Here is a 5,545-nt window from a genome sequence, read left to right on the forward strand (position 1 = left end):
CCCCTATGCCCCTGCGCCCCTCGCGGGCCGTGGGCGCCGCCCGGGCCGAGTCCGGGTTCCCCGTGCCCGCCAGTGTTCTCCGCACGAGCGGAGGTGAGCCCTCAACTGCGGTTACGCCCCCTGGACCAACCCGTTCGAGGCCCACTTCGGTCCACCGCGGCAGTTCACCCTCGCCAACCGAAATTCCACGCCCGGTCACAGAACCACCGCCCCCATGGCTCAGCCTCAACCTCGGTGCCGAACACGAACAGCAAGCTGGAGAACGGTTCGCGCTCATACGCCTCACACGGACGCGAATACGGCAACTCCCCAACCAACGTATGTGGTCGCAGCATTAGTCGCGCAGCCAGATCCGCAGTGGACCGATCGGTTCGAAGCCATGGCGCACGGCGGCGGCCAGGTCGTCGCCGTGCTCATAGCCGACCACCGGGATCGTGGGGAACAGTGAGTGCACCGCATCCAGTACGACTGGCCAGGCTGTGTCCGGGCCGCCGTCCAGCGCGAAAACGTTGGAGATTCCGACCACCTGATCGCTGCGGCTCGCCACCGCTCCGGCGACCACCCGCCGGTCAGAAGACCGTCCGGCGAGCACGAACGTGGCCGAGTCGGCGAGCAGTTCGGGCCGGATGAGGTCCGCGTTGCCGTCCCCGTCGTCCCAGGCCAGCGCCCAGGCACGCAGCGTTTCCGAGTCGCCCGCCACATCCCAGGCGAGATCCGACGCGATGGCGGACGCACTCGCCGGACGGTGGATCCACTGCGCCTCGAACAGCACCCGGAAGCCGGCCTCCGTCAGGTCGAGGTCGGCGAAGCTGTCCTTGACGGAGGCGCCAGGCGTGGTGGTGTCGATCCGGCCTGCCAGCGCGGTCGGGTCGGCACCCGGCACCAGCGTCACCGCGTCGGGGTAGTACAGCGGCGTGCGGGCCGGGGCGGCCCAAGCCTGCAGCCCGAACTCGCCCATCAAGCCGTGCGATCGGATCATCGCTGCGCACCAGTCGGCGTTGTTGCGGGCGGCAGCCCTGACTATGAGCTGCTTCGACGTCATCACGAATGGGATCATCGCCCATCCCGGGCCCGGTGGTCGAACGCTTTTCCGTTGCTCGCAGGAGGGCTGCCTCGCCCGGAAGGCCCGTGTGCTCTGCGTGGAGGCGGAGGTGAGCGTCACGCGACGCAAGGCCACCTGGCCTGCCTTGTGTCCTCCTGCTGCGCCTCTCCCACACCCCGTCCGGCACCAGCCGCTCGACTGTCCCCACGCCCGGACAACGGGCCACGAACCTCGTTGAGCCGGATCCCGACATCATGTTCAGTACCGACGAGACAACCGCTCCTCCCGTTATCTGCGGTCAGACGTCTGAGCGGGTGCCGCGTGCGGCGCCCGCCGATGCGGCCACCACGCACAGCACCGCGATCCACTGCGACCACTGCAGCGACTCCTGGAGCACGATGAGGCCGATGAGGGCGGCCATCGCTGGTTCGAGGCTCATCAGGATGCCGAACACGCGCGGTGGGATCTTGCGTAGCGCTTCCAGATCCAGCGAGTACGGGATCACCGACGACAACAGTGCCACGCCGAGTCCCGCAACCAGGACCCACGGCTGAATCAGCGCCGTTCCGCTGTCGGCCACGCCGAATGGCACAGCCACCAGTGCCGCGACGGCCATTCCCAGGGCCAGACCATCGCCTTCCGTGGTGTGGCGGCCCAGCGCCGCGCCGACCAGGATGTACAGGCCCCAGCACACTCCTGCGGCGAGGGCGAACAGAAACCCGACAAAGTTGAGGTCGCCGTGTCCCTCCATCAGCAGGACCACACCGCCTGCCGCGAGCACGGCCCAGAAAGCGTCCAGCCATCGCCTCGACCCGGCCAGGGCCACCGCCAGCGGCCCGAGGAATTCGATGGTTACCGCGATGCCCAGCGGGATCCGGGCCAGCGCCAGGTAGAAGCACAGGTTCATCAAGCCGAGAATCACGCCGTAGCTGACCACTACTGTCCACGCGCGACGATTCATGCGCAGTGACGGCCGCCACAACAGCATCAGCACCGCAGCCGCGAAGAACAGTCGCAACCCAACTGTCCCGAAGCTGCCCACTGCGCTGAACAGGTGCTTGGCCAATGCCGAGCCCACCTGAACGCTGACGATGCCGAGCAGTACCAGTGCCGGTGGCGGGATCGCGCCCAAGGTACGTCCGGCCGGCGCGGTCAGGGAGAATCGAGGGGACAGACCGCGTTCAGTCCCGTCGACGTTCATGATGGCCACGCGTGGATTGTTGACGATCGGGCACCGCGCGTCACGTGAATTTCCGGGAGTCCGGGACACGACACAACCTGCGCGCTTTCCTCGCCTTTGTCGACATCGCCGGCGCTGCCCGGGCGGGAGCGTGCACACGCCGTTCAAGCGCCACCGGTACCGGCCAAGAAGCAAGAAGCTTGCCAAAGGCGGACGACTTCAGGTCAGCTGCACCATCCGACGAGTGTGACGGCATGCGACGATGCCAAACGATGCTCTTCGCGGGGGTCCCGCCCAGGTCGCTGCCCGTCTCGCGGCCACCGCCGCAGCTCCCCTCGATCCCGCATCGGCGGACGCCCCCCAGGTACTGCACTGGCCCGGACGCAGGCTGCTGCTGCAGCGCGGGGACACCGAGCTGGCCGTCCGCGACCTCGACGGGGAGGGGTTGGAGGTCCGCTTCCCCGCTCCCCGGCCTCGCCGGTTCGGCTCGGTGGCAGTCTCGCCCACGGGTGATGTCGCCGAGTTCGCCGACGTGCACGCGTTGCGAGCCGTGGCCACGGATACGGGGCAGTGGGCCCTCTACCTGCACCGGGCGGAGGATGGCATGGAACCGCGGCGCCTGGACGCCACAAAAGCCGTGCCCCATTCCGCAAGCGCGGACGACGACCGCGTTCGCTGGGACTACGAGGCGGCGGCGTTCCCCCACGACGGCACCGCCGTGGTAGGCACCGAGTACTCCGCGCAGGACCCCCGCCACCGGCTTGTCGACCCGCACACGATGTACGTGTAGCCGAGGGAGATGTCCGCCGGAGGCTGCTGGGCAAGGACCCGGAGCGCGCGGCGACGCGGGCTGCAGGGCCGGAACAGGCTCACCCCGACCCCAGCGGGCCGCACTCGCAGAGCTGGGCGTGGTGTGGGCGTGCCCCCGCGAGGGGGCGGCCCATGGGCGAAGCGACGGCCGCCCCGCGTGGTCCCCCGCGGACACCAGGGCCAGCACGGCGGTGGTCAGCGCGGACATCCCGGATGTGGTGACCATGGCCGCCTCGGTGTGCTCCAGTTCCGCGACGACGGCTGTGACCTGTGCGTGGTTCGGGTTGCCGAAGCGGGTGGTGAAATCATGCGCCCGCCGGCCGACGGTGACCTGCGCGAAGGTCTGCGGGTCCTCGGCCCAGAACACCACCGTCTGGTAGATGGGTGTTGCCACGGCGCGGCTGGGATGGATGTCGCGGTCGGCGTGAATGGTGACCGTGCTGTTGCCCGGCATGGTTCCCCTTCCTGAGGACCATCGGTTGTGACGCCTGGAGCGTGACCGACGGGCATGCCGATACGGGCGAATTCCGGCAACTTTGGCGACACATCGCACCCAGGACGAGGCATATAATTGTGATAGGCCAGACAATGGAGCAATAATTTACCACCATGGATGAGGTGGACCGGTCAGTCCTGGCCGTGCTCGAAAAGCATGGCCGGATCAGCAACGCCGAACTCGCCGACCGAGTCGGCCTGTCGCAATCGCCCTGCCTGCGGCGCGTGCGCCGACTGGAGGAAGCCGGGATCATCCGCGGCTACCGGGCGGTGATCGATCCCGCCGCAGTCGGCCGCAGCCTGCGGGTGTTCGCCGGTGTCCGGCTGATGCGACACACCCGCGCGGACGTGGTCGCGTTCGAGCGAGCGGTCATCCGACTGCCCGAGGTGACCCACACCCACCACGTCACCGGCAACTACGACTACCTACTCGAGGTCGAGGTCGCCGACCTGCCCGCCTACGAGGACTTCCATGCCAACCGGCTGGCCGGCCTGCCCGGCGTAGCCACGGTGACCAGCTACGTCACTATGAAGACGCTCTCCGCCGACACCACGTGACGGTCCCGTCCGACCCCGGTCGGTCTCCACCCGGGCCCGGCCGAGCCCCAGCACCGAGGCAACCGCCCACTTCAGGCTGTCGCAACAGACCTTTCCGGACCGCACCCCGCCCAGCGATGCGAAACACATTCTCGTGGCCCCGAAGAACGCCTCCCGGCCGCCCGACAGCCACGCCCGATCCACTGTCTTGCCCGAAGACGACAGCCGGAAGCAGAACAGGAAACACTCGGCCTCTCCCCTGGCCAGCCGCCCCACAACCTCACCGAAGCCGCCCTCGCCCCGGCCCTCGGCCCCCGGCGGGTGCCACTGCCGCGCGAACGCCCCGGACCGCGCCACGAACACCTCGATGGGACCACGGCCCGCGTCCACCGGGCTGCGGCCGGCCGTCCGGGGAGCCGTTGATCTTTGCTCCGGAACGAGGTGTGCATACTGCTGGAACTTGATGGACTGGGTGGGTGAAGATTCTGCCGCCTCGCGTGCTGCGGGCACTCGAACGGTTCAATGCCGCCTATCCCTGGGATCACAACGCCCACTATCACCGCTGGATCTTGCGGCAGCTGCCGAGACGCTTCGACTGCGCTCTGGACATCGGCTCCGGCAGCGGTGATCTCGCAAGGCTCATGGCCCGACGTGCCGCTGCCGTGACGGCAGTCGATTCCGACCCGGGGATCACCACCCAGGCCCAGAAGCTGACTCCTGCGTCGCTTCCCGTGACCTTCACCGTCACGGATGCAGCAGCCGAGTTCCCGAACGGCCCCTACGACGTCATCACATGCGTCGCCACGATCCATCATCTGCCGTTCGCCCAGACACTCGCCTCTTTCCGCCGTCATCTGGCCCCGGGAGGGACCTTGGTGATCGTCGGCCTGTCCCGCGCCCAGACCCCGGTGGACTACTTGCTGGGTATCCCCGCCATCCCAGCCAACGCCGCCATGGGCTGGCTGAAGAACAAGGGCCGCCCCTCACCACGGCCCGTCTCCATGACAGCTCCTACTCGCCCAGCGGACATGACCTTTGACGACATCGTCCGTGAAACCAGAAAGGTTCTCCCCGGTGCGCGGCTGCGACGACGGCTGTTCTGGCGCTATACGCTCGTATGGCGTCGCCCCTGAGCAGCTCGAAACTTCTTCGAACGGCGGGCTGCAGCTCTGGGATCGCTCAGCCCGTCGCCGCAGGTCAGGCATGACACCACCTCACCCGAGGCGCACGTGAAGGGCTCGTCCCGTACACACCACAGCCGGATTCCGCCACCAGCGGTACAGCCGCATCCACAGAGCGAATACCTGCGCCCTCTGCGCGCGAACCGCTCCGGGGCCGATGGTGGCTCCGCCGGTTCCGGAGCGGTTCACCGGGAACGGCGCAGGCTAGAAGTTCCGGGGGAATCCAAGTTCGAGGCCGCGGTGGCTGGGGTCGAGCCAGCGGGTGGTGATGACCTTGCCGCGGGTGAAGAAGTGCACGCC

The 5,545-nt window shown here is 68.3% G+C and carries 5 protein-coding genes and 1 pseudogene; 3 read left to right on the forward strand and 3 right to left on the reverse strand.

Annotation, left to right across the window (positions count from 1 at the left end; translation table 11 throughout):
• Positions 1–334: 334 nt before the first annotated feature.
• The gene (locus CCN51_RS48205; protein ID WP_405380681.1) at positions 335–1,042 is read right to left on the reverse strand and encodes a hypothetical protein; all 708 of its coding nucleotides are present in this window, start codon (positions 1,040–1,042) and stop codon (positions 335–337) included.
• A gap of 298 nt (positions 1,043–1,340) precedes the next feature.
• Positions 1,341–2,243: an EamA family transporter gene (locus tag CCN51_RS48210; protein ID WP_043492649.1), complete on the reverse strand. Its 903-nt coding sequence runs from the start codon at positions 2,241–2,243 to the stop codon at positions 1,341–1,343.
• Positions 2,244–2,484: 241 nt separating this feature from the next.
• On the opposite strand from CCN51_RS48210, the gene CCN51_RS48215 reads away from it, so the two are divergent.
• Positions 2,485–3,012: a hypothetical protein gene (locus CCN51_RS48215; RefSeq protein ID WP_043488227.1), complete on the forward strand. Its 528-nt coding sequence runs from the start codon at positions 2,485–2,487 to the stop codon at positions 3,010–3,012.
• A 189-nt stretch (positions 3,013–3,201) separates the two neighbouring features.
• Here CCN51_RS48215 and CCN51_RS48220 read toward each other — a convergent pair.
• Positions 3,202–3,486: pseudogene (locus tag CCN51_RS48220) on the reverse strand (PLP-dependent transferase); the annotation flags it as partial.
• 155 nt (positions 3,487–3,641) lie between these two features.
• Here CCN51_RS48220 and CCN51_RS48225 point away from each other — a divergent pair.
• Both CCN51_RS48225 and CCN51_RS48230 read left to right on the forward strand, forming a co-directional pair.
• Positions 3,642–4,085 carry an Lrp/AsnC family transcriptional regulator gene (locus tag CCN51_RS48225; protein WP_014181973.1) on the forward strand — a complete coding sequence of 148 codons (444 nt, stop codon included), beginning with the start codon at positions 3,642–3,644 and terminating at the stop codon, positions 4,083–4,085.
• A 455-nt stretch (positions 4,086–4,540) separates the two neighbouring features.
• A complete protein-coding gene (locus CCN51_RS48230) occupies positions 4,541–5,197 on the forward strand; it encodes a class I SAM-dependent methyltransferase (RefSeq protein ID WP_014181974.1) in 657 nt (218 codons plus the stop codon).
• The last annotated feature ends 348 nt before the right edge of the window (positions 5,198–5,545 follow it).

Origin of the sequence: Streptomyces milbemycinicus (assembly GCF_002154605.1) — a bacterium.
In the GTDB taxonomy this organism is placed as follows: domain Bacteria; phylum Actinomycetota; class Actinomycetes; order Streptomycetales; family Streptomycetaceae; genus Streptomyces; species Streptomyces milbemycinicus.

What these genes read in the sequence shown, in the direction of transcription:
- CCN51_RS48205 (WP_405380681.1), bottom strand. Translation starts at nt 1,042, where the DNA reads ATGACGTCGAAGCAGCTCATAGTCAGGGCTGCCGCCCGCAACAACGCC.
- CCN51_RS48210 (WP_043492649.1), bottom strand. Translation starts at nt 2,243, where the DNA reads ATGAACGTCGACGGGACTGAACGCGGTCTGTCCCCTCGATTCTCCCTG.
- CCN51_RS48215 (WP_043488227.1), top strand. Translation starts at nt 2,485, where the DNA reads ATGCCAAACGATGCTCTTCGCGGGGGTCCCGCCCAGGTCGCTGCCCGT.
- CCN51_RS48225 (WP_014181973.1), top strand. Translation starts at nt 3,642, where the DNA reads ATGGATGAGGTGGACCGGTCAGTCCTGGCCGTGCTCGAAAAGCATGGC.